Below are 2851 nucleotides of genomic sequence, written 5' to 3' on the forward strand. Positions count from 1 at the left end.
GCCTCGTCGATCGCTGGATCGACCTCGCCACCGAACGCTCCGACCTCCAACTCGCGCAACGCACCGAAGCAGCGAAGCCGATCAAGCGCCGCTGATCACACCCGAGAACCCGGCACTCTCCAGTACCCTATTATTCCCGCGATTCCGCGTCATCGTCGCCAGACAGTAGCCTGATGACCGCGCTCACCGCCGCGGCCGCCACCTCGTGATCGCACGCGCGAGACGCCACGGTCGTCGCCACTCAAGGTCGGTTTGGTCGTTGCAGCGCTCGCCACGACGACGTAGGGTCGATCACATGAAGCTCGATCGCATCAACGTCGTCCCCGGCGTGTGCGAAGGACGTCCGACCATCCGAGGCCTCCGTCTCACCGTCGAGTTCGTTCTGAAGCTTCTCGGCAGCGGCTACACGGCTGACGATATCGTTCGAGAGTACCCGGAACTGGAACGAGAAGATGTCTTCCAAGCCGCTCGCTACGGCGCCTGGCTCGCAAGCCAGCGCACGTCCGCCGTGGCGTGAAGTTCCTCGCGGACCTCAACATCGCACCACGCACGGTGCTGGCGCTGCGCCAGCAAGGTTTCGACATCGTCCGCCTCGATGAGGTGAAGCTCGCCCACGCCACCGACGAGGCGATCGTGGCATATGCCAGGGCTCATGGACACGTCGTCGTCACCCAGGATCTCGACTTCTCAGCGATCGTCGCCTTGTCGGGACTGAGCGCACCCTCAATACTTTCGCTACGGCTCGGATCCGCCAAGGCCGACGCGGTTACCGAGCGCTTGAGCACGATTCTGCCTAACATCCAGAATGATCTTGCCAACGGGGCGATCGTCACCGTCGACGACCGAATCCGAATACGAAGCCTGCCGATCGCGGACTGACTCTACGTCGCCCAGTCCCCACCGGGACCGTATCTCCACGGAGGGCGAGCTTTGTATCGCTCGCGCAGGGAGCCCGTATCGGGCAGCGCCGCCCTTCGACCCGGATCAAAGCTTTGCCCGACTTGGCGCGGGCGGTAGAGGTCTCGCATGCCCGCGATCGTGCTGGCGCCCCGGATCGTGGCCAACCCCGAAATCTTGGGGGGAAAGGCCATCATCGAGGGGACCCGCCTCAGCGTCGAGTTCATTCTCGGCCAACTCGGCCGTGGCCTCGGCGTCGACGAAGTCGTCAGGGAGATCGATAGCCTCCGCGGCCTCGGCATCGACGTGGTCACCGTCGACGACCGGCGCCGGACGGTGGCGCGCCCCACATCCTATGGTCGTACCTCCGCGGGCAGACGAGCGAGGACGGCCTCGTAAACCGCCCGCGCCTTGGTCATGGCGTCATCGGCTTCGCCGATTGTCGGCTCCTCGGGCTCACCGGGGTAGCGGAACTTCCAGGCGTACTCCGTGAGGGGAGCGGCCTCCCGTATCACCGGCTCCAGGGACGCATCGATCTCCACGCAGGCCTGCCCGATTTCGACCAAATCGTGGGTCTTGCGAAACGGGCGATCGTGCCAAGCGAGAAAGCCCTCGCCGCCTTGTGGATCCAACTCCGCACATCGGCGATCCGGATCGGATCATGCGGCATAGAGAAGCCTACCTTCCCGCATCACAGTCGCCGGCAACGAGGCGCGAAGCGGCAGACGACTGTCGAACCGACTGCGCGTCCAGACGAGAACATCAGCGGCGATACCGGTCCCCCAAAGGCGTTCGTAGGCCAGTCGGCTGCGCCGGCGTTCCGGCGGAGCGTCATCCGACACCACGACCATGAGGTCGTAATCGCTGTCCGGGCCCACATCCCCGCGAGCGTACGACCCGAAGAGGTCGATCGTCTCTGGACGGTACGCATCGACGAGGCGCCTGAGCACCTCGCCGAGCCGGGGATCCTGGATCTCCGGTCCGTACGCTCCATCCGTTCGCGTGCTCATCCGGCTCCTCGCCTACTGGCGACCGAGAACCTCGCACGCAGCGGACACGGGGTTCGACCCCCAGAGAGTCGGTTTGCCCTCGCCATGCGATCGTGGACGTCTCCATCGTTGCCGTCGATGGTCATGTCCTCCGTGCTCAACGTCCTTCGCCTGCTCCTCCGCGCCCTCGCCTCCGCCTGCCGCACCCGCGCCGACCTGGCGCTCGAGATCCTTGCCCTCCGCCAACTGCTGGCCGCCTTTGCCGCGAGCGGCCGGCGCCCGCGCGTCACCAATGCGGACCGTTGGTTCTGGATCGGCCTGCGCCGGCGCTGGGCACGCTGGTCCGACGTCCTCATCTTCGTCACGCCCGCAACCGTCACCCGGTGGCACTGCGCGGGCCTCCGTCACTACTGGACCTGGCTCTCGCGGCGACACCGCAGACCCGGGCTGCCACCAACGGACCAGCGTATCCGCGACCTGATCCGACGCATGGCGACGGAGAATCCAACCTGGGGAGCACCACGCATCCATGCGGAGCTGCGCATGCTGGGCATCGCCGTCTCGGAACGTACCGTGTCGCGCTACGTGCCTCGCCGCCCTCCGCCACTCCATGCCGTGCAGCGCTGGCGCACGTTCCTGCGCAACCACCGCGACGCGATCGCCGCCATGGATTTCTTCGTCGTCCCAACAGTCACGTTCCGGCTTCTCTACGTCTGGTTCGTGATCAGCCACGATCACCGACGCATCCTGGTCGTGTCGGTCAAGCGGTGGAAAAAGGATCTCCGACAATTTGATCAGTTGATGTCCGACGGAATTATGCAGCCTTCGATGGGTTGGGGGCGGGCGCCAGATCCTGCCAGCCGACGAGTCGTCGCAGCTTAATCTGCCCGCTGCGGAGGAGCCCGAAGAGCAAGAGCAGCACCGCGTCCTCGCTCGGGAGCGACGCTTGCGTCTTGGTGCGGCGA

At 65.6% G+C, this 2851-nt stretch carries 5 protein-coding genes and 1 pseudogene; 4 read left to right on the forward strand and 2 right to left on the reverse strand.

The features are described 5' to 3' along the window. Positions 1–295 precede the first annotated feature (295 nt). The 3 genes from IT293_05390 (at position 296) to IT293_05400 (ending at position 1296) form a co-directional block, all read left to right on the forward strand. Entirely contained in the window at positions 296–517 is a 222-nt protein-coding gene (locus tag IT293_05390) for a DUF433 domain-containing protein (protein ID MCC6764080.1), read from the forward strand. After that, positions 514–879 carry a DUF5615 family PIN-like protein gene (locus IT293_05395; protein MCC6764081.1) on the forward strand — a complete coding sequence of 122 codons (366 nt, stop codon included), beginning with the start codon at positions 514–516 and terminating at the stop codon, positions 877–879. The genes IT293_05390 and IT293_05395 overlap by 4 nt, the downstream gene beginning before the upstream one ends. A 147-nt stretch (positions 880–1026) precedes the next feature. After that, complete coding sequence (locus IT293_05400) at positions 1027–1296, forward strand: DUF433 domain-containing protein (protein ID MCC6764082.1); 270 nt, start codon at positions 1027–1029, stop codon at positions 1294–1296. On the opposite strand, the pseudogene IT293_05405 reads toward IT293_05400, so the two are convergent. Both IT293_05405 and IT293_05410 read right to left on the reverse strand, forming a co-directional pair. Beyond that, a pseudogene (locus tag IT293_05405) lies at positions 1251–1567 on the reverse strand (HEPN domain-containing protein). The gene IT293_05400 and the pseudogene IT293_05405 sit on opposite strands and share 46 nt — an antisense overlap. Next, the gene (locus tag IT293_05410) at positions 1557–1907 is read right to left on the reverse strand and encodes a nucleotidyltransferase domain-containing protein (GenBank protein MCC6764083.1); all 351 of its coding nucleotides are present in this window, start codon (positions 1905–1907) and stop codon (positions 1557–1559) included. Before IT293_05410 ends, IT293_05405 begins: the two are co-directional and overlap by 11 nt. Positions 1908–2030: 123 nt before the next feature. On the opposite strand from IT293_05410, the gene IT293_05415 reads away from it, so the two are divergent. Next, positions 2031–2768, forward strand: coding sequence for a transposase (locus IT293_05415; protein ID MCC6764084.1), 738 nt, complete (start codon positions 2031–2033; stop codon positions 2766–2768). Positions 2769–2851: the final 83 nt, after the last annotated feature.

The organism is Deltaproteobacteria bacterium (assembly GCA_020848745.1).
Lineage (GTDB): Bacteria > Desulfobacterota > Binatia > UTPRO1 > UTPRO1 > UTPRO1.

Coding starts and splice junctions, on each gene's coding strand:
- IT293_05390 (MCC6764080.1), top strand. CDS start 296: ATGAAGCTCGATCGCATCAACGTCGTCCCCGGCGTGTGCGAAGGACGT.
- IT293_05400 (MCC6764082.1), top strand. CDS start 1,027: ATGCCCGCGATCGTGCTGGCGCCCCGGATCGTGGCCAACCCCGAAATC.
- IT293_05410 (MCC6764083.1), bottom strand. CDS start 1,907: ATGAGCACGCGAACGGATGGAGCGTACGGACCGGAGATCCAGGATCCC.
- IT293_05415 (MCC6764084.1), top strand. CDS start 2,031: ATGTCCTCCGTGCTCAACGTCCTTCGCCTGCTCCTCCGCGCCCTCGCC.